The sequence below is a fragment of the Synechococcus sp. R6-7 genome (assembly GCF_047461695.1).
GTDB lineage: Bacteria > Cyanobacteriota > Cyanobacteriia > Thermostichales > Thermostichaceae > Thermostichus.
The window spans coordinates 1-811 of sequence record NZ_JANSHS010000378.1 but is presented as its reverse complement, the minus strand read 5'-3'; the positions used below and the strand labels follow the sequence as shown (position 1 = coordinate 811).

Annotated in this window: 1 protein-coding gene; it reads left to right on the top strand. The window is 57.6% G+C overall.

Going from position 1 to position 811, the window contains the following annotated elements:
* A partial coding sequence (locus NW815_RS11135) for a DUF2232 domain-containing protein (protein ID WP_414416011.1) occupies positions 1 to 633 on the top strand: 633 nt, incomplete at its 5' end.
* Between the last annotated feature and the right edge of the window lie 178 nt (positions 634 to 811).

Sequence of the window (811 nt, the reverse complement as noted above, 5' to 3'; positions counted from 1 at the left end):
CCCCCCCCTTCCCGTTCTCCGGCCTTGAGGGTGGTGGAGACAGCTTTTTTGGCCAGTACGGCAGCCTTGATCTGGATCCTGAGCTACACGCCGCTAGCTCCTTTCATGCGCCTGTTTTTCCCCATCCCGGTGGCGCTGGCGGTGATGCGCTGGGATCCCCGCACAGGGGCAATGGCCCTGGTGGTCTCCGGCCTGTTGCTGACGGTGCTGATAGGGCCCACGCGCAGCATTCTCTATGTCATTCCCTATGGTCTGCTGGGCTATTGGTGTGCCCGCCTGTGGCAGCAGCGTCTTTCCTGGTACGTCTCGGTGGTGAGCGGGGCTGTGCTCAGCGCCCTGGGCTTGATCTTTCAGTTGGTGCTTTCCTCCCTACTGGTGGGGGAAAACCTCTGGATCTACGTAACCATTCAACTTACCGGCCTAACCAACTGGCTCCTGGATGTGTCCCTCAGCCGATGGGGCGTCTACTGGGTGGCAGAACCCTGGATGGTTCAGGTGGTGGTGGTGGGATTTATTGCCTTCAATTCCCTCATCTACGTATTCACGGTGCATTTGGTGGCCGCCCTGGTGATGGAGCACTTTCGTTGCCCGCTGCCACCCCCGCCGAAGTGGGTACAGTTTTTGCTGGATTAGCAGCCCCTGTGAGTTGTACAAGAGCAGAGCAAGCTGCTCTACAAATGAGTTCTTGACAAATCTTGACAAATGAGTTCTTGGCAAAAGTCCCACCCTATTGCCATGCAACGCTACAGGAATGCAAGAACTGGAAGGTTCTCTGCTACGATCGCGGTAGCGGGACGGAGTCCTTTCGCGG